The sequence below is a fragment of the Bradyrhizobium sp. 199 genome (genome assembly GCF_023073355.1).
Taxonomy (GTDB): Bacteria; Pseudomonadota; Alphaproteobacteria; order Rhizobiales; family Xanthobacteraceae; genus Bradyrhizobium.
Genome location: NZ_JADPJI010000005.1, coordinates 1,032,029 through 1,055,338, shown reverse-complemented (window position 1 = coordinate 1,055,338; position 23,310 = coordinate 1,032,029). Strand labels below are relative to the sequence as shown.

At 63.5% G+C, this 23,310-nt stretch carries 22 protein-coding genes and 1 tRNA gene; 4 read left to right on the top strand and 19 right to left on the bottom strand.

Translation table 11 applies throughout. The features are described from left to right. Window positions 1-24: 24 nt before the first annotated feature. The 8 genes from IVB28_RS13525 to rpoZ form a co-directional block, all read right to left on the bottom strand. Entirely contained in the window at window positions 25-405 is a 381-nt protein-coding gene (locus IVB28_RS13525; RefSeq protein WP_247526752.1) for a hypothetical protein, read from the bottom strand. A 21-nt stretch (window positions 406-426) separates the two neighbouring features. Further along, entirely contained in the window at window positions 427-1,353 is a 927-nt protein-coding gene (gene era, locus IVB28_RS13520) for a GTPase Era (RefSeq protein WP_247526751.1), read from the bottom strand. Then, on the bottom strand, window positions 1,343-2,269 hold the full coding sequence (rnc, locus tag IVB28_RS13515; RefSeq protein ID WP_247526750.1) for a ribonuclease III: 927 nt from the start codon (window positions 2,267-2,269) through the stop codon (window positions 1,343-1,345). Before rnc ends, era begins: the two co-directional genes overlap by 11 nt. Next, window positions 2,266-3,030, bottom strand: coding sequence for a signal peptidase I (lepB, locus tag IVB28_RS13510; protein ID WP_247526749.1), 765 nt, complete (start codon window positions 3,028-3,030; stop codon window positions 2,266-2,268). Before lepB ends, rnc begins: the two co-directional genes overlap by 4 nt. Before the next feature lie 247 nt (window positions 3,031-3,277). Further along, window positions 3,278-3,697, bottom strand: a complete 420-nt coding sequence (gene acpS, locus IVB28_RS13505) for a holo-ACP synthase (RefSeq protein WP_247006372.1) — start codon at window positions 3,695-3,697, stop codon at window positions 3,278-3,280. Beyond that, window positions 3,694-4,446 (bottom strand): pyridoxine 5'-phosphate synthase, encoded by a 753-nt coding sequence (locus IVB28_RS13500; protein WP_247526741.1) that lies wholly within the window; start codon window positions 4,444-4,446, stop codon window positions 3,694-3,696. The genes acpS and IVB28_RS13500 overlap by 4 nt, the downstream gene beginning before the upstream one ends. 44 nt (window positions 4,447-4,490) lie before the next feature. Then, window positions 4,491-6,773, bottom strand: coding sequence for a bifunctional (p)ppGpp synthetase/guanosine-3',5'-bis(diphosphate) 3'-pyrophosphohydrolase (locus IVB28_RS13495; RefSeq protein WP_247526739.1), 2,283 nt, complete (start codon window positions 6,771-6,773; stop codon window positions 4,491-4,493). Between the two features lie 204 nt (window positions 6,774-6,977). Continuing rightward, the gene (gene rpoZ, locus IVB28_RS13490; RefSeq protein WP_007603391.1) at window positions 6,978-7,370 is read right to left on the bottom strand and encodes a DNA-directed RNA polymerase subunit omega; all 393 of its coding nucleotides are present in this window, start codon (window positions 7,368-7,370) and stop codon (window positions 6,978-6,980) included. Between the two features lie 327 nt (window positions 7,371-7,697). Between rpoZ and IVB28_RS13485 the strand changes: the two genes are divergently transcribed. Next, window positions 7,698-8,342 carry an NYN domain-containing protein gene (locus tag IVB28_RS13485; protein WP_247526738.1) on the top strand — a complete coding sequence of 215 codons (645 nt, stop codon included), beginning with the start codon at window positions 7,698-7,700 and terminating at the stop codon, window positions 8,340-8,342. After that, window positions 8,323-8,997 (top strand): uracil-DNA glycosylase, encoded by a 675-nt coding sequence (locus tag IVB28_RS13480; protein ID WP_247526737.1) that lies wholly within the window; start codon window positions 8,323-8,325, stop codon window positions 8,995-8,997. The genes IVB28_RS13485 and IVB28_RS13480 overlap by 20 nt, the downstream gene beginning before the upstream one ends. On the opposite strand, the gene IVB28_RS13475 is transcribed toward IVB28_RS13480, so the two are convergent. From IVB28_RS13475 to dapA, 4 genes are all read right to left on the bottom strand, one after another. Then, window positions 8,994-9,578 (bottom strand): peroxiredoxin, encoded by a 585-nt coding sequence (locus IVB28_RS13475; RefSeq protein ID WP_247526736.1) that lies wholly within the window; start codon window positions 9,576-9,578, stop codon window positions 8,994-8,996. The two genes, IVB28_RS13480 and IVB28_RS13475, sit on opposite strands and share 4 nt — an antisense overlap. A 4-nt stretch (window positions 9,579-9,582) precedes the next feature. Further along, a complete protein-coding gene (gene smpB / locus IVB28_RS13470; protein ID WP_061847806.1) occupies window positions 9,583-10,056 on the bottom strand; it encodes an SsrA-binding protein SmpB in 474 nt (157 codons plus the stop codon). A gap of 57 nt (window positions 10,057-10,113) precedes the next feature. Next, window positions 10,114-10,527, bottom strand: a complete 414-nt coding sequence (gene mscL / locus IVB28_RS13465) for a large conductance mechanosensitive channel protein MscL (protein WP_247528533.1) — start codon at window positions 10,525-10,527, stop codon at window positions 10,114-10,116. A gap of 157 nt (window positions 10,528-10,684) precedes the next feature. After that, window positions 10,685-11,575: a 4-hydroxy-tetrahydrodipicolinate synthase gene (gene dapA / locus IVB28_RS13460; protein WP_247526735.1), complete on the bottom strand. Its 891-nt coding sequence runs from the start codon at window positions 11,573-11,575 to the stop codon at window positions 10,685-10,687. A gap of 279 nt (window positions 11,576-11,854) precedes the next feature. Between dapA and IVB28_RS13455 the strand changes: the two genes are divergently transcribed. Next, on the top strand, window positions 11,855-14,311 hold the full coding sequence (locus IVB28_RS13455; RefSeq protein ID WP_247528532.1) for a lytic transglycosylase domain-containing protein: 2,457 nt from the start codon (window positions 11,855-11,857) through the stop codon (window positions 14,309-14,311). Between the two features lie 561 nt (window positions 14,312-14,872). On the opposite strand, the gene IVB28_RS13450 is transcribed toward IVB28_RS13455, so the two are convergent. Further along, on the bottom strand, window positions 14,873-16,444 hold the full coding sequence (locus IVB28_RS13450) for a porin (protein WP_247526734.1): 1,572 nt from the start codon (window positions 16,442-16,444) through the stop codon (window positions 14,873-14,875). 829 nt (window positions 16,445-17,273) lie between these two features. On the opposite strand from IVB28_RS13450, the gene IVB28_RS13445 reads away from it, so the two are divergent. After that, a tRNA-Ser gene (locus tag IVB28_RS13445) sits at window positions 17,274-17,366 on the top strand. 422 nt (window positions 17,367-17,788) lie between these two features. Here IVB28_RS13445 and IVB28_RS13440 read toward each other — a convergent pair. The 6 genes from IVB28_RS13440 to gatC all read right to left on the bottom strand — a co-directional run bounded on the left by IVB28_RS13440 (window position 17,789) and on the right by gatC (window position 23,303). Then, on the bottom strand, window positions 17,789-18,055 hold the full coding sequence (locus tag IVB28_RS13440) for a hypothetical protein (protein WP_247526733.1): 267 nt from the start codon (window positions 18,053-18,055) through the stop codon (window positions 17,789-17,791). A 1,475-nt stretch (window positions 18,056-19,530) separates the two neighbouring features. Beyond that, window positions 19,531-21,015 (bottom strand): Asp-tRNA(Asn)/Glu-tRNA(Gln) amidotransferase subunit GatB, encoded by a 1,485-nt coding sequence (gene gatB, locus IVB28_RS13435; RefSeq protein ID WP_247526732.1) that lies wholly within the window; start codon window positions 21,013-21,015, stop codon window positions 19,531-19,533. Continuing rightward, complete coding sequence (locus tag IVB28_RS13430) at window positions 21,012-21,317, bottom strand: hypothetical protein (RefSeq protein WP_247526729.1); 306 nt, start codon at window positions 21,315-21,317, stop codon at window positions 21,012-21,014. The genes gatB and IVB28_RS13430 overlap by 4 nt, the downstream gene beginning before the upstream one ends. Then, complete coding sequence (gatA, locus tag IVB28_RS13425) at window positions 21,308-22,783, bottom strand: Asp-tRNA(Asn)/Glu-tRNA(Gln) amidotransferase subunit GatA (RefSeq protein WP_247526728.1); 1,476 nt, start codon at window positions 22,781-22,783, stop codon at window positions 21,308-21,310. The genes IVB28_RS13430 and gatA overlap by 10 nt, the downstream gene beginning before the upstream one ends. Further along, complete coding sequence (locus tag IVB28_RS13420) at window positions 22,780-22,992, bottom strand: hypothetical protein (RefSeq protein WP_035709922.1); 213 nt, start codon at window positions 22,990-22,992, stop codon at window positions 22,780-22,782. The genes gatA and IVB28_RS13420 overlap by 4 nt, the downstream gene beginning before the upstream one ends. 23 nt (window positions 22,993-23,015) lie before the next feature. Next, a complete protein-coding gene (gene gatC, locus IVB28_RS13415; RefSeq protein WP_247526726.1) occupies window positions 23,016-23,303 on the bottom strand; it encodes an Asp-tRNA(Asn)/Glu-tRNA(Gln) amidotransferase subunit GatC in 288 nt (95 codons plus the stop codon). Window positions 23,304-23,310 lie beyond the last annotated feature (7 nt).

The following is a 23,310-nucleotide window of genomic DNA, read 5'->3' as shown; positions in this document are numbered from 1 at the left end:
GCCCCTAAGCACTCGCGCAAGCCGCTAGGCGTTGAACCAGCCCTGCGCGTCGCCGGTGAAGGAGAAATACAGGCCGACCGTCGTCAGGGCGCAGGACACGATCTCGATGGCGCTGTCGAGCTCCAGGCCCTTCACGCCAACGATCTGGCCGAGCGAGATCACTGACAGTACGAGCGCTGCCGCCAGCACCCAACGCGGCCAGCTCTTGCGCCAATGCGCGGCCAACCAAACGAAGTAGACTAGGAGCAGGATCATGCCGCCGGCGAGCAAGGTCGCCGTCATGATCATCTGCTCGGTCGTCTCCGCATTCGGCGTGCGGTCCTGCACCGCAACGGACAAGGCGTCCAGCATCAACGATGCATAGAGCAGCGCTTCGAAGCGCCGGACGTTGCTGGGCACGCTCATCGGATACCGATCTTTTCTTGGTTATTCCCTGGGAAAGTCCAGGCCCATCTCGCGGTAGCGATCGGGATCGTCGCCCCAGTTTTCGCGCACCTTGACGAACAGGAACAGATGCACCGCCACGTCCAGGATCTGCATCAGCTCCTTGCGCGAGTCCGCGCCGATGGACTTGATGGTGGCACCGCCCTTGCCGAGCACGATCTTGCGCTGGCTCTCGCGCTCGACGTAGATTGTCTGCTCGATCCGCACCGACTTGTCCTTGCGCTCCTCCCATTTGTCGGTCTCGACCGTGGACTGGTAGGGCAATTCCTGGTGGAGCTTCTGGAAGATTTTTTCGCGCGTGATCTCGGCCGCCAGCTGCCGCATCGGCGCGTCCGACATCTGGTCTTCCGGATAGAGGTAGGGACCGGCCGGCACCATCTCTGAAAGCGTCGTGCGAATGTCGTCGACGCCATCGCCCGAGATCGCCGCAATCATGAAGGTCCGCACGAACTTCATGCGCTCGTTGGCGGCCTGCGCCAGCGCCAGCAACTTCTCGCGCTGGACCAGATCGACCTTGTTGATGACAAGGATCTTGTCGTGATTGACGCTGGCCGCCTTGGTAAGGATCGCCTCGGCTTCCTCGTCGATGCCGGTCTTGGCATCGAGCAGCACGCAGACCAGATCGGCGTCATGCGCCCCGCTCCAGGCGGTCGAGACCATGGCCCGGTCGAGCCTTCGCTTGGGCAGGAAGATGCCGGGCGTGTCGACCAGGATGATTTGCGCGTTGTTCTCGATCACGATGCCGCGGATCAGCGCGCGCGTGGTCTGCACCTTGCGCGAGACGATCGTGACCTTGGCCCCGACCAGCGCATTGACCAGCGTGGACTTGCCGACATTCGGCGCGCCGATGAGCGCAACGAAGCCGCAGCGCGTCGCAATGGGCGTCTCGCCGCTTGCTTCAGCCGTCATTGCTGCCGCCGACGCCTTCACGTTCGATCATCACCGAGGCTGCCACCTTCTCTGCTGCGCGCTTGCTGCCGCCGATGCCTTCCGCCGGCGCGAGGCCCGGCAGATCCACCGCGACGCGGAATTGCGGATCGTGGTGCGGCCCGGTGCGCTCGACCTCGCGGTAAACCGGCGTCGGCAGCCCCTTGCCCTGCGCCCATTCCTGCAACACGGTCTTGGGATCGCGCAACGGACGGCGCGGCTTGTGCATGCGCTCGGTCCAGTTGCGTTTGACGAAATCGGACGCCGCCGCGTAGCCGCCGTCGAGGAAGACGGCACCGATCACGGCCTCGCAGATATCGCCGAGCACCGACTTGCGCAGGCGCGCGTCGGCACTGGCTCCGACTGAGCCCAGCTTGACGTCGTCGAGCAGACCGAGCGACTTGGCGACGTCGGCGCAGCTTTCCTTGCGCACGAGCTCGGCAAGACGCTTGGACAGTTCGCCTTCATCGGCGTTCGGGAAGGCATGATAGAGCATGTCGGAGACGACGAGCCCGAGCACGTGGTCACCGAGGAATTCCAGCCGCTGATAGCTGTCGCCGCGCTTGCGCCCGGACTTCAGCGCCGAGACATGCGTGATCCCCTGCATCAGGAGGTTGGGGTCCGTGAAGCTGTAGCCGATGCGCGCCTCGAGCGCCGCGTTGGCATCGGTGCCCTTGGCCTTGCTGCTCCGCGTCCGCTTCTTCTTCGCGGGTGACCTGGCTTCAGGAGTCTTGCCGTCAGGAGTCCTGGTTTCGGAAGTCTTGGCTTCGGAAGTCTTGATTTCAGAAGTCTTGGTTTCAGAGGTATTGGGCGCAAGGCTCTTGGTCGCAGCTTCGCCGTCGGGGCCCGCTTGGGCCTCGGTCGGTTGGATCGCGATGTCCTTGGCTTCGTCTTTCATCGGACAATTTTGAAGAAGCGATTCCAGCGCACCGCCCACGGCCAGCGCCAGAACATCCAGGCATGCTCGCCTTCGGCGATGGAGAAGAAGATCATCTGGGCGCGGCCGATCAAATTCTCCTGCGGCACATAGCCGACCTGGCCGAGAAAGCGGCTGTCCGTGGAGTTGTCGCGGTTGTCGCCCATCATGAAGAAATGGCCGGCGGGCACGGTGTAGACATTGGTGTTGTCCACATAGCCGTTGTCGGCGCAGTCGAGCGTCTCATAGGACACGCCGTTCGGCAGCGTTTCCTTCCAGCGCTTCACCCGGGAGATGCCGCCGCCCTCAGAGCCGCAGGGCTCTTCGCCGACATACTCGCTCATCCGCTGCCGCTCGACCGGCGTGTCGTTGATATAGAGCAGCCCGTCACGCATCTGGATGCGGTCGCCGGGAAGGCCGATCACGCGCTTGATGTAATCGGTGGAATCGTCCTTGGGCAGGCGAAACACGGCAATGTCGCCGCGAGCCGGGTCCGAGCCCCAGATCCGCCCGGAGAACAGCGGCGGCGAGAGCGGAATCGAATAGTGGCTATAGCCGTAGGAATATTTCGAGACGAACAGATAGTCGCCGACCAGCAGCGTCGCCTTCATCGAGCCGGACGGGATGTTGAAGGGCTGGAACAGGAAGGTGCGGATCACCAGCGCGATCAGGAGAGCGTGGATCACGACCCGGATCGTTTCGCCGACGCTGCTCTCAGTTTTCGTTCCCGAAGTCACGCTCATTGCTCTCTCAATTCCGGCCGGCGATCACAGAGCGCCCTCCTCCCGCGAACAGCCCATCGGTTCGCGGCGCAAGGAGATTGTCCTGATTCTGATAGTGAGGGCCAATTCCGGCGTAAAGCCGAATTCGTCCAAGCTGATCTGCGTCGGCGGACTTTTAGACGGTTGTCGGAGGCCACGCAATCAAGGATCGCATCAAAACTGCATAAGATATTGATTTATAATAGAAATCATAAATCCCAAGGCGCTGTCAGGGTTTCGGCAGCGGCACGGCGGAAATAACCACGAAGGCCTGCGCCAGCGGCCAGTCGTCGGTGATCGACAGGTCGATCCGCGCCTCGAATCCCTCCGGCGTCAGGGCCTGAAGGCGGGCCAGGGCGCCGCCGGTCAGTTGCATGGTCGGCCGCCCGCCCGGCAGGTTGACCACCCCCATGTCGCGCCACCACACGCCGCGCCGGATCCCGGTGCCGAGCGCCTTGGAGCAGGCCTCCTTGGCGGCGAAGCGCTTGGCGTAGGTCGCCACCACCATCTTCTCGTTCTTGGCGCGCCGCTCCGCCTTGGCCCGCTCGGCCGGGGTGAAGATGCGGTCGAGGAAGCGCTCGCCATGACGCTCGATCACCTTGGCGACACGGGTGATGTCGATGAGGTCGGAGCCGATGCCGATGATCATGCCCGGCTCCGGCCGCGATCCATCGCCGCCCGCATACTGCGCACCGTCTCGGCAAGACCGACGAACAGCGCTTCGCCAATCATGTAATAGCCGATGTTCAGCTCCATGATGTCAGGTAGAGCCGCGATCGTCTCCGCGGTCGCATAGTCGAGCCCGTGCCCGGCATGGACTTCCAGTCCCGCGGTCTTCGCCAGCTTCACCCCCGCCACGATCCGCTGCCATTCGGCCTCGGCCTTCTCCGTGTGGCCGTCGACCACGGCATCGCACCAGGCGCCGGTGTGGATCTCGACCACGGGCGCGTGCAGCCGCGCTGCCATCTCGATCTGGGCGGGATCGGCGGCGATGAACAGCGAGACCCGAATACCGGCATCGTTCAGCCGCGCGATATAAGGCGCGAGCGCGTTGTGCTGGCCGACCACATCCAGCCCGCCTTCGGTGGTCACCTCCTGCCGGCGCTCCGGCACCAGGCACACCGCGTGGGGCTTGGTGGCGAGCGAGCTGCGCATCATATCGTCGGTCGCCGCCATCTCGAAATTGAGCGGCTTGGAGATCTCGGCCTTCAGCCGCGCCATGTCCTCGTCGCGGATGTGGCGGCGATCCTCGCGCAAATGGGCGGTGATGCCGTCGGCGCCGGCCTCGATCGCCAGCAGCGCCGCACGCACCGGATCGGGATTGCGGCCGCCGCGCGCGTTACGCAGGGTCGCGACATGGTCGACATTGACGCCGAGGCGGAGCGGAGAAGCGGGCATTTCAGAACTCACGATCGGAGGGACCGGCGCATCCGATGATGCGCCTATCCATTAACACGTTCGACTTTGGCGACGACGGCCTTCGCGCGCAGCTGGGCCAGGATCGCGCTCAGATGTTTCAAATCGTAGACTTCGAGATCGATCGTCGTCTCCGTGAAATCCGGTGAGCGGCGCTGCATGCTGATGTTGTCGATGTTGCCGTCGTGCTCGGCGATCACGGTCGCGATCTGCGCCAGCGCCCCGGGTTCGTTGACGTTCTCGACCTTGATGCGGGCCGGGAATCGCTGCGGCGCGGAGTCCTCGATGTCCCAGCGCACGTCGAGCCAGCGCTCCGGCTCCTCCTCGAAATCCTTCAGGGCCGGCGCCTGGATCGGATAGATCGTGATGCCCTCGCCCGGCGTGACGATGCCGACGATGCGATCCCCCGGCACGGCGCCGCCGTTCGGGGCGAACTTCACCGGCAGATCGGAATTGATGCCGCGGATCGGAATGGCGACCGGGCTGCGCGGCTCGGAGGACTTCTCCTTCAGCTTGGCGGCAAGCCCCTTCTTAATGCCGTAGCGCGCGATGCGCTCCTCCTTGTAGTCGGGGTACATCGCACGCGCGACGTGGGAGGCCTTGATCTCGCCGCGCCCCACAGCCGCCATCACGTCCTCGATCGAGGTGCGCGCGAGCCGCGGCAGCGCGCCCTTGAGCTTGTCGTCGGCATATTCGATCTTGGCGCGCTCGAACAGGCGCTCGACGATGCGCCGGCCGAGCCCGGCATATTGATCGCGCACTGCGGTGCGGGTGGCGCGGCGGATCGCGGCGCGCGCCTTGCCGGTGACGGCGAGCGTTTCCCAGGCCGAGGGCGGTGCCGATTGCGCTTCCGACGTCAGCACCTCGACCTCGTCGCCGTTCTGCAGCTCCGAGGACAGCGGCGCGAACTGGCCGTTGATCTTGCAGCCCACCGCGCTGTTGCCGACGTCGGTATGCACGGCATAGGCGAAGTCGATCACGTTGGCTTGGCGCGGCAGCGCGATCAGCTTGCCCTTCGGGGTGAAGCAGAACACCTGGTCGTGGAACAGCTCGAGCTTGGTGTGCTCGAGGAATTCCTCCGGGTTGGCGCTCTCCGAGAGGATGCCGATGGTGTGGCGGAGCCAGGCGAACGCATTGGACTCGCGCTTGAGGAATTCGGTCGGCGAGCCGACGCCCTCCTTGTAGAAGACGTGCGCGGCGATGCCGCGCTCGGCGATCTGGTCCATCGCCTCGGTGCGGATCTGCAGCTCGACGCGTTGGTTGCCGGGGCCGATCACCGTGGTGTGGATCGAGCGGTAATCGTTCTGCTTCGGCGTCGAGATGTAGTCCTTGAAGCGCCCCGGCACGACCGGCCAGTTGGTGTGGACGATGCCGAGCGCGCGATAGCAGGCCTCGATGTCATTGACGACGACGCGAAAGCCGAAGATGTCGGACAATTGCTCGAAGCCGACCGACTTGCGCTCCATCTTGGTCCAGATCGAGAATGGCTTCTTGCGGCGGCCATAAACCCGCGCCCCTAAGCCCCGGTGGCGCAGATTGTTTGAGAGCTGGTCCTCGATCTCGCCGATCAGGTTGCGGTTGCGTTCGGCCAGCGCGTCGAGGCGCTGCATCACCACCGAATAGGCTTCGGGATCGAGGGTGCGGAAGGACAAATCCTCCAGCTCCTCGCGCATTTCCTGCATGCCCATGCGCCCGGCCAGCGGTGCATAGATGTCGAGCGTTTCCTCGGCGATGCGCCTGCGCGATTCCGTCGGCACGAAGTCCAGCGTGCGCATGTTGTGCAAGCGATCGGCGAGCTTGACCAGGAGCACGCGGACATCGTCGGCAATGGCCAGCAACAACTTGCGCAGGTTTTCGGCCTGCTTGGCCTCCCGAGACACCAGCTCGAGCCGCTTCAGCTTGGTCAGGCCTTCGACCAGGGCGCCGATCTCCGGCCCGAAGATCTGGTCGATCTCGGCCCGCGTCGCTTCGGTGTCCTCGATCGTATCGTGCAGCAGCGCGGCCACGATGGTGGCGTCGTCGAGCTTCAGGTCGGTGAGAATCGCCGCCACTTCGAGCGGGTGCGAGAAATACGGATCGCCCGAGGCGCGGGTCTGCGAGCCATGCGCCTTCATGGCATAGACATAGGCGCGGTTCAGCAGGTCTTCGTTGGTGTTGGGATTGTAGGACCTGACGCGCTCGACGAGGTCATATTGACGCATCATGCGCGCGCGGGCCCTGGCCGGGCGCGCGACCGGCGCAGTCGGGGCCACGGCAACCGATTCGGTTGCGGCCTGCATCTGCGTGGATCTGCGGCGCCGATAGACCATGCCGTCCTGCCTTCAAACGGGCCCTAAGCAGCCCGCTGTATACATCTTAGCTCCGATCGCGCGCATGTCCGATCAATTCGGTGACAGGACGCATCCAATCGACAACGCTATGGTAACCACGAAAAGGTCAACAAAAGCAAAGGCCCGAACAACCGTTCGGGCCTTTGATAAGATCACAAGAAGTCGACGATCGCGACGGACGATTTACTCGTCCTCCTCGGGCTGCTCCTCGGGCGGCGCAAGGCCTTCGAGACCCTTCAGGAGCTCCTCTTCGGTCATGCGCTCGACGGCGACTTCGGTATCGTCGGCGTCGACGCTTGCACCTGCGGAACCGATCAGCGGCACCGTATCCGGCTCGGGCTCGTCGACCTCGACGAACTTCTGGAGCGAGTGGACCAGCTCCTCGCGGAGGTCCTCCGGCGAAATGGTCGTCTCAGCAATTTCGCGCAAAGACACAACAGGGTTCTTGTCGTTATCGCGATCAACCGTTAGTTGTGAACCGGACGAAATCATGCGGGCACGGTGGGCGGCCAGCAGGACCAAGTCAAACCGGTTGTCGACCTTGTCGATACAATCTTCTACGGTGACGCGAGCCATGGACTGTCGCTCCGTTGTGGGTGGGACGAAATATGTGGATGATTGGGGCTAGTTATAGGGGCCGGGACCCTTTCGCAAGGCCAATTTGTGATTTGGCCTCGCCAAACGGCTCTGCTACCCCCACATTGGGCTGGGATGGGTGGTTTCCCGGGCTGCCATCAAGGGCGGCGCCGGAATATGAAAGTCCGCCATAACTATACCTTGATTGCCCCGACTTCTCCGGATTTGCGGTTTCGACGGGTCTCAGCGGCACTCTAGAAACGCGCGGCCTGCTGTCGCCGCGCCAACAATAAAACATCAATCACGAACACTACGCGAGCAAACTGAATGTCACCTTCCTCTACCGACAAGATCGCGCTCTTCATCGACGGAGCAAATCTCTACGCGACGGCGAAAACTTTGGGCTTCGACATCGACTACAAGCGCCTGCTGAAGGAATTTCAGAGCCGCGGGACGTTGTTGCGGGCGTTCTACTACACCGCGATCATCGAGGATCAGGAATACTCCTCGATCCGCCCATTGATCGACTGGCTGGACTACAACGGCTACACCGTCGTCACCAAGGCGACCAAGGAATTCATCGACGCCTCCGGCCGCCGTAAGGTCAAGGGCAACATGGACATCGAGCTCGCCGTCAATGCGATGGAGCTCGCCGAGCACATCGACCAGATGGTGCTGTTCTCCGGTGACGGCGACTTCCGCTCCCTGGTTGAGGCCGTGCAGCGCCGCGGCGTGCGGGTCACAGTGATCTCCACCATCGCCAGCCAGCCGCCGATGATCGCAGACGAGCTGCGCCGCCAGGCCGACGTCTTCACCGACCTCGTCGAGCTGCAATCCAAGCTCGGCCGCGATCCGTCCGAACGCCCTGCGCCGCGTGACCGCGGCGAGCGTGGCGAACGCCACCACGCCCCGCAATTCCTCCAGCGCGCAACAACGATGGCGCCGAGGGGCGATGACGACTTCGAGGAGTGAGGCGGCCCGGTCAAGCCGCCAGCCCTCCACCGTCGTTCCCGACCGCGATTGTCCGCTCTGTCCGCGACTGGTCGCCTTTCGCGAGGCGAACCGGGCGCGCGAGCCGTCGTGGCACAATGCGCCGGTAGCCCCGTTCGGCGACATCAAGGCGCGCCTGCTGATCGTCGGCCTCGCGCCGGGGATGCAGGGCGCCAACCGCACGGGGCGGCCGTTCACCGGCGATTATGCCGGCGACCTGCTCTACGCCACGCTACTCGAATACGGGTTTGCCAAGGGCACCTATCAGGCGCGTCCCGATGACGGCCTGAAGCTGGTCGACTGCCGGATCGCCAACGCAGTGCATTGCGTGCCGCCGCAGAACAAGCCGCTGCCGGTCGAGATCAACACCTGCCGGCAGTTTCTGGTCGCGAATCTCGAGACGATGCCGAAGCTGCGCGCGATCATCGCGCTCGGGCGAATTGCGCACGACAGCGTGCTCAAGCCGCTGAAGCTGAGGGCCTCCCAGGCCCCCTTCGGCCATGGCGCCGTGCATCAGGCCGGCGCGTTCAAGCTCTACGACAGCTATCACTGCTCGCGCTACAACACGAACACGGGCGTGCTGACGACGGACATGTTTCGATCGGTGTTCGCGAAGGTGAAGGCGGACCTCGGCTAGCCGGCCTTTGCTGGATTGGCCTTCAGCCAGTCCAGCACATCGCCGGCGTTCCGGTCGGGCGGGAACACCGGGTAGAGCACATGCGTGATCCTGGCATCGTCGATCACAAGCGCAAGGCGCTTGATCAGCGTCAGGCCTGCGACCTCCATCGTCGGCAGCTTCAGCGCGCGCGTCAGCGTCAGCTTCTCGTCCGACAGCACCGGGAACGGCAGATGCAGCCGTGAGGCCATCTCGGTCTGGTATTCGTTGCTCTGGGTCGAGAGGCCGAACACATGGGCGGCACCGGCGGCCTTCAGCTCGGCGAACAAATCGCGGAACGCACAAGTCTGCGGCGTGCAGCCGCGTGCACCCGGGATCATGTCCCAATCGTCGACCAGCGCGATCTTGCCGGGCTCGCCCGTGCGTGGATAAGCGAAGACCACGGTGCGGCCGCGCAGAGCCGACAGCGTGACTGACCTGTCGTCGGTTGCGAGCAGGCCGATCGGCGGCAACGTCATGCCCTTGAGATGCGCGGCGCCGCCGTCATCCTCGGGCGCTGGAATCTTGCTCCAATCGACCTCGAGCAGGTTCCTTTGGGTCATCGCGTCAGCCCCTCGCCCGCATCAGGCGCCCCTTCTCCCTGCTCCAATCGCGCTTCTTCTCGGTCTCGCGCTTGTCGTGCAGCTTCTTGCCCTTTGCAACCGCCAGCTGCAGTTTAGCGCGGCCACGCTCGTTGAAATAGAGCTTGAGCGGGATCAGCGTCATGCCCTCGCGATCGACCGCGCCCATCAGCTTGTTGATCTGCCGGCGATGAAGCAGCAATTTTCGCGGCCGCTTGGGCTCGTGATTGAAACGGTTGCCCTGGAGATATTCGGGAATGGTGGCGTTGATCAGCCAGATCTCGCCGTTCTTGGAATCGGCGTAGGATTCCGCAATCGTGCTCTTGCCGTTGCGGATCGACTTGACCTCGGTGCCGGTCAGCGCAATGCCCGCCTCGATCGTGTCTTCGATCGCATAGTTGAAGCGGGCCTTGCGATTTTCCGCCATGACCTTGATTGGACGTTCGTTTTTATCGGCCATGACAGGCAACCCTGATCCAGATGCGCGTAAGCTAACAGTTCGGATGAAGCGCGCGCGTCACTTCTTGAGAAGATCGCGGATTTCAGTCAGGAGCTCGACCTCGGCCGACGGCCTCGCCGGGGCGGCAGGCGCCGCCGCCTCCTTGCGCTTCAAGGTGTTGATGGCGCGGATCACCAGGAACAACACGAACGCAACGATGATGAAGTTGATCGTCAGCGTGAGGAAGCTACCCCAAGCAAGTACGGCGCCTTGCTTTTTCGCATCGGCTAAATTGGTGGCGGTGACCGCCTTCGACAAGGGGGTGAAGTAGTTCGAGAAGTCGAGGCCGCCGGTGGCGGCGCCGATGATCGGCATGATGACGTCGCCGACCAGCGAATTGACGATGGCGCCGAAAGCCGCGCCGATGATGACGCCGACCGCGAGATCGACGACATTTCCCTTCATGGCGAACTCGCGGAACTCCGTGAGCATCCGTCTGCCCCTTTCGTCGATCGCGCTCATGAAGGTCCCCCGGAAACGCTAAAGCGCGATGCGATCAGGATGAATCGCCATCGCGCTTCAGGTTGTTGTTTAAGCATGATCTTTTCGGAAAACCGCTGCGCACTTTTCCGGATCATGCTTTAGTGCCTCAGTTCAGCAGGCCGGCATGAACCATGGCGGCGCGCACGGCCACACGCGTCGGCTCGGAGACCGGCACCATCGGCAGCCGCAGCGTCTCGTCCAGCTTGCCGAGCAGCGACATCGCATATTTGATCGGCGCCGGATTGCTCTCGATGAAGAGGTTGTTGTGCAACGGCATCAGCTTGTCGTGCAGCCTCAAGGCAGTGGCGTGGTCACCCTTCTGCCAGGCGGTGTGGAACTCCGAGCACAGGCGCGGCGCGACGTTCGAGGTCACCGAGATGCAGCCATGGCCGCCATGGGCCATGTAGCCAAGGATGGTGGCGTCCTCGCCGGAGAGCTGGTTGAACTCCTCGCCGATCGCCGCGCGCTGCTGCGACACGCGCACCATGCTGGCGGTGGCGTCCTTGACGCCGGCGATGTTCTTCAGCTCCCACAGCCGCTGCATGGTGTCGACTGACATGTCGATCACCGAGCGCGGCGGGATGTTGTAGATGATGATCGGAATCCCGATCGCGTCGTTGATCGCCTTGAAGTGCTGGTACATGCCTTCTTGCGTCGGCTTGTTGTAATAGGGCGTCACGACCAACACGGCGTCTGCGCCCGCCTTCTCGGCATGTTGGGAGAGCTCGATCGCCTCCTTGGTCGAGTTCGAGCCGGCCCCCGCGACGACGGGCACGCGGCCCTTGGCTTCAGCGATGCACCATTCCACAACCTTCTTGTGCTCGTCATGATTGAGCGTCGGGCTCTCGCCGGTGGTACCAACCGGGACCAGACCGTTAGTGCCCTCTGAAATCTGCCAGTTGACCAGTGAGCGGAACGCCGCCTCGTCCAGCGAGCCGTTCTTGAACGGCGTGACCAAGGCGGTGAAAGACCCCCGGAATTTCGTCTTGGCTGCCATGGACTTCCTCCGTACGCGGCTATCTCTTGAGCAAGCGCCATTCATATCGGGTCTGTCCCGCCGGTAAAAGGCCCGCTTCCGTGTGACGCACCGTTTAGGCCGCGATTTTGCCGCGGTGGTGGTGCAAATCGGCCCGAGGTAAGCGGCTGTTGGTATTTTGTCCGCATATTCAATCAAATACAGCTAGATCTTGAGCCAACTCACTGATTCGGGGCGACGAAACCCTTGACCTCATTCCCTCGCGCCGCTTGGCGATCCACCGGTCTGGTCGTGAGCCTGATGGCAGGGCTGTCGGTCGGCTGCGTCGCCCTGGCCAAGTCCAATGAGACGACGGCGGAGACCGCCAAGGACGCTGCGAAGACTGCCGCGAAACCCGCCGCCAAGGACGTAGCGAAGGACGCCGCAAAGGGCTCGTCCAAGGAAACCAACAAGGGAACCAGCAAGGACGCAGGCAAGGGAACTTCGAAGGACACAGCCAAGGGCGCGAGCAAGGGGGCGGCTAGCGCCCCGAGCAAGGACGCGGCGAAGCAACCGGTCAAGGATACCGGTAAGGATGTTGGCAAGGACGCGGGCAAGGACGCGGCCAAGAGCGCCTGGAAAGAACCCGCGAAAGACAAGCCCAAGCCTGCCGCGACAGCACCCGCGCCGAAGCCGCATCCGACCGCAAACGGTTCGCCTCCGAAAACGGCCCCGGCGCCGGCTATGACCGCCACCGTCAAACCTTCCGCTCCTGCTCCGAAACCTGTGGCGGCTCCCGTGCTGGCTCCTGCGACCCGCCAGCATTCCGCGCCGCGCAAGCCGGTCGTACCGGCCGCGGTCGCTGCGACGTCGTCGACGTCGCAGGGCGACAAGGAGACCCTGGAGAGCGTCATCGAGCTCGTGCGCACGCGCAAGGGGGGTGACGCCACCAACGCGAGCGCTGGCATCTCGGATCCGGTCGCGCGAAAACTCGCGGAATGGATCATCCTGCGCAGCGAGGACAATGGCGCAACGGTGGAGCGCTATCGCGCCTTCCTCTCCGCCAATCCGAGCTGGCCGTCGCAGACCTTTTTGCGCCGGCGTCTCGAAGCTGCGATGTGGGACGACAGGCGCGACGATTCAGTGGCGTCGTCGTGGTTCGAGAACGAGTCTCCGATCTCGGCCAAAGGCCGCTTCACGCTCGCCAAGGCGATGCTGGCGCGCGGCGACCGCGCCAATGCCGAGCGGCTGGTGCGCGACGCCTGGCGCAGCGATCCGATGTCGGAGGACACCGAGAACAACGCGCTCGACCAGTTCGGTGCCCTGCTGACGCCGGGCGACCAGAAGGCGCGGATGGACACCCTGCTCTACGGCAGCGAGAACGAGGCCGCGTTGCGCGCCGCAAAGCGTCTCGGTGCCGGCTATGTCGCACTCGCCAAGGCCCGCATCGCCGCCGTCAAGAAGGCGCCGAACGCACGCGCGCTGCTCGACGCGGTGCCGCGCGAGCTGCACAGTGATCCCGGCTTCCTCTTCAGCAAGATCCAGCTCCTGCGCCGCGAGGAGAAATTCGCCGAGGCAGCGCAGCTGATGCTGTCGGCACCCAAGGATCCGGGCCGCCTCCACAATCTCGACGAATGGTGGATCGAGCGGCGCCTCCTGGCGCGCAAGATGATCGACACCGAGGAATTCCGCAGCGCCTATCTGATCGCGCGCGATGCTGCCCTGCCCTCGCGCGACATCTACAAGACCGAGCAGGAGTTCACCGCCGGGTGGATCGCGCTCCGCTTCCTCAACGACCCCGCCGCCGCCGCGCAGCATTTCGCCCGCATCGGGGTCGGCAGCGTCAATCCGACTGCACTGGCACGTGCCGGCTATTGGCAGGGCCGTGCCGCGGAGGCGATGGGCCGCCAGCAGGACGCACGCAACGCTTACGCGCGGGCGGCCGAGCAATCGACCAGCTATTACGGCCAGCTCGCGCGCGCTAAGCTCGGCCTGCCCCAGATCGAGCTCAACAGCCAGCCGCGCGGACGCGGCGCCGACCGGCTGGAGATCGTGCGCGCCGCGCAACTGCTCTACGAGCTCGACGAGCGCGAGATGGCGATACCGCTGCTCGCGGACATGGGCGAAAACGGCGATCCCGAAGCACTTGCCGGTCTCGGCGAACTGACCCAGCGCTATAACGACGCGCGTGGCATGTTGCTGCTCGGCAAGGCCGCGCTGAACCGCGGCCTGCCCTTCGACTTCTACGCCTACCCCGTCAACGGCATTCCGCAATTCACGCCGATCGGCCCCGAGGTCGAGCGCAGCATCATCTACGCGATCGCCCGGCAGGAAAGCGCGTTCAATCCCAAGGTGGTCTCGCCGGCACAGGCCTACGGGCTGATGCAGGTGACGCCGGACGCCGCTCGCTATGTCTGCAAGCGGCACGGCGCGACTTATGATTTGGGCCGGCTGAAGAACGATTCAGTCTACAACGCCACGCTCGGCTCGGCCGAGCTCGGTGGACTGCTCGAGGATTACCGCGGCTCCTACATCATGACCTTTGCCGCCTACAATGCCGGCCGCGGGAGCGTGAAGAAGTGGATCGACCGCTACGGCGATCCGCGCGATCCGAAGGTGGATGCGGTCGATTGGGTCGAACTGATTCCCTTCTCCGAGACGCGCAATTACGTGCAGCGGATCATGGAGAACCTTCAGGTCTATCGCGCCCGGTTCGGCGGCGGCTCGCGCTTGCAGATCGAAGCTGATCTGCGCCGCGGCACCGCAAGCGTGGAGTAGCGATCCCCTCTTTCGATTTCTAAAGCGCGATGCGATTAGGATGAATCGCCATCGCGCTTTGAATTGTTGTTCAAGCATGATCTTTTCGGAAAACCGCTACGCACTTTTCCGGATCATGCTTTAGCCGCGAGCATGGGCGGCGAGCGCTGTCCTGGCGGGGCTGAGCCGCCGAAGCCTATCCAGCGATCAAAGGCGGTCCTCAAGGCGAGCTTCCTCGACGCGCTCCTTGAGCGCCGCGACAGCCGCGGTCAGAGCGGCAAGCTCGCCGTTGTCCTGTGCGAAGATAAAGGCGCCAGCTGTTACCGCCGCTGAGGCAGATCAGCGAGGCGCTTGCGCGGCCACGCAGGCCAACGGAAGTTCTGCCCCGCGCGCGCCTCGGTCGGGCAAGCGCGGCGATCCCCTTCCCCACAATGGCTTCCATCAGGTCGCAACGAAGGCCGATCAATGGAGAATGACGGGCCAACCTGACCCATTGCGCAAGCGAGACCGCAAGCATCGCGGCAAAAGAAAAGCCCCGGCGGTTTCCCGCCGGGGCTCCTCTGTCAGGTCGTTAGACCGAACTTACCAGTTGCGCTGAGCGCGGAGGAGCAGGGTGATGGTGTCCTGATCCTTCAGCTGGTACACAGCGGCCGGCTTGGCCGTCGTGCCGGAACCAGCGTAAGCAACCGTACCCGAGTACTTCTGGTCGAGATGGGTCCAGTTCAGGTCAGCCGAGAACGTGAGGTTCTTGACCGGGGTCCAGCGGGTGATCACACCGACCTGGCCGATGGCGAAGTCAGGGTTACAACCGGTGACACCGGCGAGACCGCCGAACACGCCGCCTGCACCGCCAGCGCCGCAAAGCGTGGTCTTGGCGAGCGAGCCGAACTGCGCCTGAGCGTAGGCACCGTACAGCGCGGTGTTCCAGTAGGGATCCCAGTTGTGGGTGTAGGCACCACGGAAGCCCCAGGTCTTCACAGTCTCCTGCGAGGAGCCGGTCACGAACACGGTGTCCGGAGCTTGAGCGAAGCCGACGCTCTGGTAGGCAACACCCGAGCTGCCGAACATCGAGTAGCTGCCGCCCGCCAGGTTCTGGAAGTTGTAGCGGGACGCGCCGTCGGTGTAGACGCCCTGGATGTTGATCACGTCACCCGCACCAGTCGGGATGTTCTTGATCGACAGAGCGAGCTGAACAGCCCAACCCCACTTGTCGTCGGGGTGGCCAGTCGGCTCGGTGGCGCCGTAGTAGGCAACGTGGTTGTCATGCGCAGCAACCGACGCCTGGAACAGACCCCAGGCCTGATCGACACGGACCATACCGACGAGGTTCGGCGAACGCGAGCCGCCGATGGCGTTGGAGCCGTACGCGCCGCCGATCATGCCGGTCGCAGACGCGCCGGTCATGTTCAGGTTGCCGGCCTGGTAGTAGGCCGTCGCGTCTTCAGCCGAGAACGACGCCGTCACGCCCTGACCGAAGTCAGCGGTGTAGGTGAACTGGTTGACACCCGTGACCGTGCCGGAACCGCCGACGAGGCTGTCGAAGTTGTTGCCGGGATAGTTGGTCCAGGGCGCGTCGAACTGCGACACGGCCTTACCCATGGTGAAGCCAGCGAACTGGATGAAGGCGTAGTACACGCCGAGCGAACCGCCCGAGGTGTTGCCGTCGGTGCCGTTGATCGACGAACCAACCAGCGCCGGGGTTGCGCCCGAGGTGTTGAGCGCCAGCGTGCCGCTGTAGGCGGTTGCGCCGGTCGCGCTGCCCGTGCCGGCATAGTTGCCGGTGGTCCAGGAGAACACGCCGTCGAAGAAGGTGCGGACGACGCCGTATTCGGTCGCGGTGCGCGTGTCGATGTTGAGATCTTCACGAGCGCGCATGGTGTAGTAGTTCGTCAGACGGTTGCGCGCACCATTGTTACCGGTGAGCTGACCGCTGAAGTCCGAGTTGGTGTTCAGCGCGACTTCAGCGCGCAGATAACCACCCAGCTTGATGCAAGTGTCGGTGCCCGGGATGTAGTAGAATCCGGCGCCGTACAGCGAGCAGATCTTCACGTATTCGACCGCTTTGGCCTTCACGGGAAGATCGGCTGCCTGCGCTCCGCCCACGGCGATGAGACCCGCCGCTGAGCCGAGCAAAAGGCTCTTAACCAACTTCATGTTAAACCTCCAAGTTGCTCTTCAGGGAAGGTCACTGACCGGACGGCCAATTCCCCAACCCCCTTTAAATCACCGCCTTGGGCTCCTTCGCGTCTTCGGACACACCCGCATGAACGCGAGGGACTTAAGCGAATTGACCTAAACGGGACGACCTCGGGATGCCCCCCTCCGTCGCTCAGTCACAATTACCGAACGCCCTTGCACACACAACAACAGAACGCTTCGAAGCCGGCCCATGACGCTTGTTTTCCGGCGGGTGTTGCACAAATAACACGCAGATGTGATCGAGGCGCCCTCGCAACCTATTGTTCTTACTGGTTTTTTCGAGACGGTTCGTATGGCCCTCAAAGTTCCTCACTTAGGGCACCGCAGGCAGGATCTCGGCCTGGAGAGGCTTTGACGCGCTCGAATCGTGGAATCAGAGGAGGATTCAAGGAGAAGACAGCGATCTGCTCCGCCGCCTCCAGGCCTGACACCGGAAAGGCCTCAGCGCGCGCGGCGGACACGGCCGCAGCGAACACTCTTATAGAGGGCCGGATGAGGAGCCGGCTGGCGGCAGACGGGCGAATCGAACTTTCGAAAGGCCCCATCCCCGCATCGGGCCAAATCTTCTAGTAAACTCAGGCTGTTACGGGAGCAAAGCGGTGCTTATACGCCGGAACCACGCTCCGGCATGGGCCAAACGCCCCTTCTGTGCCCAGTCAGGCAACGTTGCGTTCATGCCCCGAGAGCCAAGCCGTCTAATTCGAAAATCGCTGGGAATATTCGAGCGAAAACACACGCTTCCAAATTGACCAGCCCAAGCAATTAGATGCATAAGGCTCGCACCGGAGAGGTGGCCGAGTGGCTGAAGGCAACGCTTTGCTAAAGCGTCATACGGTCTCAAGCTGTATCGAGGGTTCGAATCCCTCCCTCTCCGCCACCCAACGGCAGAATCAATCCTGAAAGCGATCGTGAGGCCGGCGCGAAGGCCTGGCGCAAGGATCGGCGCGGTGCGCTCAGCTCGATTCGCACCATCTTTATATAGGCGCGTCCGCCTCTAGCGGCGGAACTGCCTGATCCGCCAGTTTGAGCCCGAAATCCGCACCGCTTCATCCGCGCAGGTGGTGAACCATACGCCGGATCTGCGCCGGCACGGAAACAACCGCGGCAGAATCCCCGTCTTGTGCCGACGCCCGGGTTCCAGGTCGCACTGATCGGGAGCGACCTCAATCGGCAGCCAACGTCCATTCGCGTCGGTCACTCGTGCCGCTCGGGTCTTATGTGGCGCCACGACGAAGAAACTTGATTCAGCGCAACCCGGCCCACCCGCGCGGAACACGGGTGCGGATGCGATTCTCAAGTTCAGTGCGTGGAGACCCACGCCCTCGCCTCGCGCTGCGCGACCGAGATCTCGGCCTCCGACATCTGCCCGGCAACTTCCTGGCGCAGCGTCACGGCGTCCTTGCGGCGCTTCAGCGCGGCGAGGTTGAACCATTTATGTGCGGCGACGAGATCGACGACGCCCGAGCGGCCGCTCGCCCAATAAATCCCGCGCTCGAACAGCACGTCCGACAGCGCGCTCGCGTCGATCGGCGTTGCCGTCTCCATGTCGAAAGTACCCTGAAACATCACGCATCCCCTTTGTTCTTGTGCCGCCTCGTCCCCCGAGCGCGGCTCCCGTCCAGATATCGTTCAACTCATCCCCGCGCCGTTTGCCGGCTTGTTGGAGGCGATGATGGCGGGCAAATTTGAATGGCAGTTTAAGTATCGCGATGAAGCAGTCGTAAACGCGGGCGCGCGACGCGAGCGCGAACAATTCGAGAAGCCCTTGTCTGACAGGCACTTCCGCGTTTCGTCAGATTCGGTTTACCCTGCGATTTTGGGAGAACGATAACCATCGCGCGCGGTCGGATGCGCACCGTAGCGTTTCGCGCGCCGCTCGTCGTCACCACGCTGGCGGGGGATCCGGTCCATCGGAAGCAGCAGCCGTCCACCGAAAAGCCGCGGCCTATTGGATGGCCCGGTCGCAGCCGGGCGATGACACCGCGAATGGCGATGCAGCGCGCGAACTCGCAATAGCCGCCGCCCTCGCCTGCCCAAGCAGAGCAAGACGTCGGCGAGGCCACGTCACGATCAGATCAGCAATGTCTGGGAAAGAAATGCCGGCAATACCCCGGCCTCAGGAGAACGAGGGCGTCGGCGAACACGTCAGGACCAGATTTCACGTTGGCCCGAAGGCCGGATGTGAAATTGCGGAGCCCTCGCGGGAGAACCGCACCGAACGAAGAAAACTTGTTTCTTCTGCCGGACCGTCAAAGAGAACGATCCGACCGTTGACCTGATGTCTCGCCGACACCCTCTATCGTCGACCAGAACCTTTAGGAGGCGCTGATGACGTGCCGGCTCATTTGAAGAGCCGGCGACTTCAGAAGCGAAGTTACTTCTTCTTGGCGACCTTGCGGGTCTTCTTCGCAGTCTTCTTCACTGCGCTCTTCGCCTTCTTCGCCTTCTTTGCCTTCTTAGCTTTCTTGGCCATGTTGCCCTCCGATGTGTGAGATGGCTCTAATCGCTGCATGCAGTCGGGGATCGAGTGCACACTCATCCCGAATACACCAACACAACGAAAAAAACAGCGTCTCGCTTAAAGAAGTGTTGACGGCGTAAGGCGCGTGCGCTTGGCGAACGCGATGCGAATGATCCGCACGAGGTGTTGGCGTGCTCGCAGAGAGTGGGTGCATCGTGCATGTTCGCGGCAGATGCGATCGCATAAAAACACTATGCAGAAAGTATTTTCCTGCACTCACGCATTGAGCATCATCGACGCGATGATGTCTATCGCGACGGGCGCGATCACCTCGCGAAGGCGTTCCGCGGACTCTGAGTCGCGATTTTTGGCAACGAAAATATTTTCATGGCCAACGGCACGAGCGCCCCGCGAAGGGTGTTCAAGCCGCCGTTTTGCGCGAATCGCGTGACCGCGATTCGGACGCCGCATCGCCGTCGATCAGGATGAAGTTCACCACCGAGGATGCGTGCGAGCGTCGCGCCGCGAACGGAAAGCGAGGTGACTGACACGCGCCATCACCTCGTTCGAACGCGCGACGCTAGACGCCGAGCTTCGACTTGAGCAGGTCGTTGACGCTCTGCGGGTTCGCCTTGCCGCCCGACGCCTTCATCACCTGGCCGACGAACCAGCCGAGCGACTGCGGCTTGTCCTTGACCTGCGCAGCCTTGTCGGGATTGGCCGCGATGATGTCGTCGACAACCTTTTCGATTGCCGAAAGATCCGTCACCTGCTTCATGCCGCGGCTTTCCACCAGCGCGCGGGGATCGCCGCCCTCCTGCCAGACGATCTCGAACAGATCCTTGGCGATCTTGCCGGAGATCGTGCCCTCGCCGATCAGGTCGACGATGGCAGCCAGCTGTTCGGCGTTGACGGGAGAGTCCGTAATATCCCGGCCTTCCTTGTTGAGGCGGCCGAACAGCTCGTTGATCACCCAGTTCGCCGCCATCTTGCCGTCGCGCGCGCGGTCCGCGAGCCTGTCGAGCACGCTCTCGTAGAACACAGCGCTCTCGCGCTCGGCGACCAGCACGCTCGCGTCATAGGCCGACAGGCTGAAGTCGGCGACGAAGCGCGTCTTCTTCTGGTCAGGCAGTTCCGGCAGCTCCGCCTTCAGCGCGTCGACAAATGCCTGGTTGAACTCCAGCGGCAGCAGGTCGGGATCGGGGAAGTAGCGATAGTCATGTGCCTCTTCCTTGGACCGCATCGAGCGCGTCTCACCCTTGTTGGGGTCGTAGAGCCGCGTCTCCTGGTCGATGGCGCCGCCCTCCTCGAGGATTTCGATCTGGCGCCGTGCTTCGTATTCGATCGCCTGCCCGATGAAGGTGATCGAGTTCATGTTCTTGATCTCGCAGCGCGTGCCGAGCGGCGCGCCGGGCTTGCGCACCGAGACGTTGACGTCGGCCCGCAAGGATCCCTTCTCCATGTCGCCGTCGCAGGTGCCGAGATAGCGCAGGATCGAGCGCAGCTTGGTCACATAGGCCTTGGCCTGCTCGGCATCGCGGATGTCGGGCTTGGAGACGATCTCCATCAACGCCACGCCGCAGCGATTGAGGTCGACAAAGGACATGGTCGGCGACTGGTCATGCAGCAATTTGCCTGCATCCTGTTCCAGATGCAGCCGCTCGATACCGATGTTGGCTACCTTGCCGCCGTCCAGTTCGACGACGACCTCGCCCTCGCCGACGATCGGCGACTTGTACTGGCTGATCTGGTAGCCCTGCGGCGAGTCCGGATAGAAATAGTTCTTGCGGTCGAACACCGAGCGCAAATTGATCGCGGCGTTGAGGCCGAGCCCGGTTCGGACAGCCTGCCTGACGCACTCCTCGTTGATGACGGGCAGCATGCCCGGCATCGCCGCATCGACCAGCGAGACATGGCTGTTGGGCTCGCCTCCGAACTCGGTCGAGGCGCCGGAGAACAGTTTCGACTGCGAGGTGACCTGAGCATGCACCTCCATCCCGATCACGACTTCCCAGTCGCCGGTCTGGCCCTTGATCAGTTTTCCCTGTCTGACTGACGCGTTCATGCTTTTCCATCCCCGAGCAGCGCGGAAACCATCCGCTCCCACTCCGCTTCCAATGAATCCTTTGCCGCTGGCTGGCCGGCCTGGCGGTACCAGTAGCCGGCATTGCCGAGATCGCCTTCGACGCGATGCAGGTAGGCGTGCACCCAGGCCGCCTCGCGGCTGCTCTCGTCCTGCACGATCTTGTGCGCGCGGTCCCAGTCGCCCTTGGCGGCCCACCAGAGACCGGCGAGCGGCGCATTCAGGTCCGGCGCGGGCGCCGCGCCGTCGAGGCTCGCGATGAACGCGGCGACATTCACCACCACCTCGCGGGCGTGAAACGGCCGGCTGCCTGCTCGATCACCTCGCCGAGCGAGAACAGCGTCTCCTCGTCGAACGGCCGTCCGATCAGTTGCAGGCCGAGCGGCAGACCTTGCGCGTCCTTGCCGGCGGGCACGGCGATGCCGGGCAGGCCCGCCATGTTCACGGTCACCGTGAAGATGTCGTTGAGGTACATCTCGACCGGATCGGCGCCGCCCTTCTCGCCAATGCCGAAGGCCGCCGAGGGCGTCGCCGGCGTCAGGATGGCGTCGACGCCCCTCGCGAAACAGTCCTCGAAGTCCTTCTTGATCAGCGTGCGTACCTTCTGGGCGCGCAAGTAATACGCATCATAGTAGCCGGCCGAGAGCACATAGGTGCCAATCATGACGCGGCGGCGCACCTCGGCACCGAAACCTTCGGCGCGGGTGTTCTCGTACTGCTCGATGATGTTCTTACCCTGCTCGCGCAGGCCGTAGCGCACGCCGTCGTAGCGCGCGAGGTTGGAGGACGCCTCTGCGGGCGCCACGATGTAGTAGGCCGGCAGCGCGTATTTGGTGTGCGGCAGCGACACCTCCACGAGCTCAGCGCCGGCCGCCTTCAGCCAGGCCGCACCCTCACTCCACAGCTTCTCGATCTCGGCCGGCATGCCGTCGAGGCGGTACTCCTTGGGAATACCGATCTTCATGCCCCTCACGGACTTGCCGATCGCGGCCTCATAGTCCGGCACGGGAACGTCAGCGGAGGTGGTGTCCTTCGGATCGTGCCCGGCCATCGAACGCAGCAGCATGGCGCTGTCGCGCACGCTGCGCGCGATCGGCCCTGCCTGATCGAGCGAGGACGCAAAGGCGACGATGCCCCAGCGCGAGCAGCGGCCATAGGTCGGCTTGATGCCGACGGTCGCGGTGAACGCCGCCGGTTGGCGGATCGAGCCGCCGGTGTCGGTCGCGGTCGCACCCATGCACAAGAGCGCCGCCACGGCCGAGGCCGAACCGCCGGACGAGCCGCCCGGCACCAGCGTCGTGTTGCTTCCCTCGCGCCGCCAGGGATTGCCGACGGGACCAAAGCACGAGGTCTCGTTGGCCGAGCCCATCGCGAACTCGTCATTGTTGAGCTTGCCGAGCATCACGGCGCCGTCGCGCCACAGCTGCGCGGTGACCGTGGACTCATAAGTCGGGACGAAATTGCCGAGGATCTTCGAGCACGCCGTGGTGCGCACGCCCTTGGTCGCGTACAGGTCCTTGATGCCGAGCGGGATGCCGGCGAGCGGGCCCGCCTCACCCTTCGCGATCTTGTCGTCGGCGGCATTCGCCATGTCGCGCGCCTGGTCCGGCGTCTCCATCACGAAGGCGTTGAGCACGCGCGCGGCTTCGATCGCGGAGAGGTGCGCGTCGGTCAGCTCGAGGGACGTGAAAGTCTTGGCCGCGAGACCCTTGCGCGCCTCGGCGAGCGTCAGCGATGTCAAATCGGTCATTTATTGATCGGGCTGCAGAAGAACGGAGACAGGGTCTTGTCGTTGGCCGGGTCGTCTTTTTTGGCGGCTGCTTTCGCAGCGGCCTCGATCTCGTCCAGCACGGCATTGACGGCGACGTTGGGATCGGCGGCCTTGCCCTGCCGCTCCATTTTGTCGAGGTAATTCATGTAGGCCTGATAGGCCTTCTCATCGTCGCAGAGCATGCACATCGGACAGCGTCCTGACTTGAAGACTATTCGACGACTTTGGGCACAAGGAAGAAGTGACCTTCCGTCGCGGGCGCGTTGGCGACGATATCGTCGGCGATGTCGCCGTCATCGATCACGTCCTGCCGCTTCTTCATCTGCATCGGGGTGACCGAGGTCATGGGCTCCACGCCCTCGACATTGACCTCCGAGAGCTGCTCGACGAAGGCGAGCATGGCGTTGAGCTCGCCTTGAAGATGCGGAACCTCGCCCTCGGAAACCGCAATGCGCGCCAGATGCGCGATGCGGCGGACGGTAGCGGCGTCGACGGACATTATATAA

Coding starts and splice junctions, on each gene's coding strand:
- IVB28_RS13525 (WP_247526752.1), bottom strand. CDS start 405: ATGAGCGTGCCCAGCAACGTCCGGCGCTTCGAAGCGCTGCTCTATGCA.
- era (WP_247526751.1), bottom strand. CDS start 1,353: ATGACGGCTGAAGCAAGCGGCGAGACGCCCATTGCGACGCGCTGCGGC.
- rnc (WP_247526750.1), bottom strand. CDS start 2,269: ATGAAAGACGAAGCCAAGGACATCGCGATCCAACCGACCGAGGCCCAA.
- lepB (WP_247526749.1), bottom strand. CDS start 3,030: ATGAGCGTGACTTCGGGAACGAAAACTGAGAGCAGCGTCGGCGAAACG.
- acpS (WP_247006372.1), bottom strand. CDS start 3,697: ATGATCATCGGCATCGGCTCCGACCTCATCGACATCACCCGTGTCGCC.
- IVB28_RS13500 (WP_247526741.1), bottom strand. CDS start 4,446: ATGCCCGCTTCTCCGCTCCGCCTCGGCGTCAATGTCGACCATGTCGCG.
- IVB28_RS13495 (WP_247526739.1), bottom strand. CDS start 6,773: ATGGTCTATCGGCGCCGCAGATCCACGCAGATGCAGGCCGCAACCGAA.
- rpoZ (WP_007603391.1), bottom strand. CDS start 7,370: ATGGCTCGCGTCACCGTAGAAGATTGTATCGACAAGGTCGACAACCGG.
- IVB28_RS13485 (WP_247526738.1), top strand. CDS start 7,698: ATGTCACCTTCCTCTACCGACAAGATCGCGCTCTTCATCGACGGAGCA.
- IVB28_RS13480 (WP_247526737.1), top strand. CDS start 8,323: ATGACGACTTCGAGGAGTGAGGCGGCCCGGTCAAGCCGCCAGCCCTCC.
- IVB28_RS13475 (WP_247526736.1), bottom strand. CDS start 9,578: ATGACCCAAAGGAACCTGCTCGAGGTCGATTGGAGCAAGATTCCAGCG.
- smpB (WP_061847806.1), bottom strand. CDS start 10,056: ATGGCCGATAAAAACGAACGTCCAATCAAGGTCATGGCGGAAAATCGC.
- mscL (WP_247528533.1), bottom strand. CDS start 10,527: ATGCTCACGGAGTTCCGCGAGTTCGCCATGAAGGGAAATGTCGTCGAT.
- dapA (WP_247526735.1), bottom strand. CDS start 11,575: ATGGCAGCCAAGACGAAATTCCGGGGGTCTTTCACCGCCTTGGTCACG.
- IVB28_RS13455 (WP_247528532.1), top strand. CDS start 11,855: ATGGCAGGGCTGTCGGTCGGCTGCGTCGCCCTGGCCAAGTCCAATGAG.
- IVB28_RS13450 (WP_247526734.1), bottom strand. CDS start 16,444: ATGAAGTTGGTTAAGAGCCTTTTGCTCGGCTCAGCGGCGGGTCTCATC.
- IVB28_RS13440 (WP_247526733.1), bottom strand. CDS start 18,055: ATGTTTCAGGGTACTTTCGACATGGAGACGGCAACGCCGATCGACGCG.
- gatB (WP_247526732.1), bottom strand. CDS start 21,015: ATGAACGCGTCAGTCAGACAGGGAAAACTGATCAAGGGCCAGACCGGC.
- gatA (WP_247526728.1), bottom strand. CDS start 22,783: ATGACCGATTTGACATCGCTGACGCTCGCCGAGGCGCGCAAGGGTCTC.
- IVB28_RS13420 (WP_035709922.1), bottom strand. CDS start 22,992: ATGTGCATGCTCTGCGACGATGAGAAGGCCTATCAGGCCTACATGAAT.
- gatC (WP_247526726.1), bottom strand. CDS start 23,303: ATGTCCGTCGACGCCGCTACCGTCCGCCGCATCGCGCATCTGGCGCGC.